General features: G+C 46.1%; 1 tRNA gene. It reads left to right on the top strand.

Annotated features, from left to right (window positions below):
* Window positions 1-74, top strand: a tRNA-Ala gene (locus H6A28_RS15045).
* Window positions 75-206: the final 132 nt, after the last annotated feature.

Below are 206 nucleotides of genomic sequence, written 5' to 3'. Positions count from 1 at the left end.
GGGGGATTAGCTCAGCTGGCTAGAGCACCTGCTTTGCACGCAGGGGGTCAACGGTTCGAATCCGTTATTCTCCACGAAAAAAATAGGTCTATGACATGATGTAACAAGCAAAAAGTAATTTTAGTACGAAAGCTAAAAGTATATATCATCCCGCACCCGTCGAAAGACGGAGTGTGCACGTGATAAGGAAAGTAGGAAAGGGCGCA

Source organism: Bacteroides mediterraneensis, from assembly GCF_016900355.1.
Classification (GTDB): domain Bacteria; phylum Bacteroidota; class Bacteroidia; order Bacteroidales; family Bacteroidaceae; genus Phocaeicola.
Note: the sequence above shows the minus strand (reverse complement) of the source record. Positions and strands in the feature narration are given on the sequence as shown.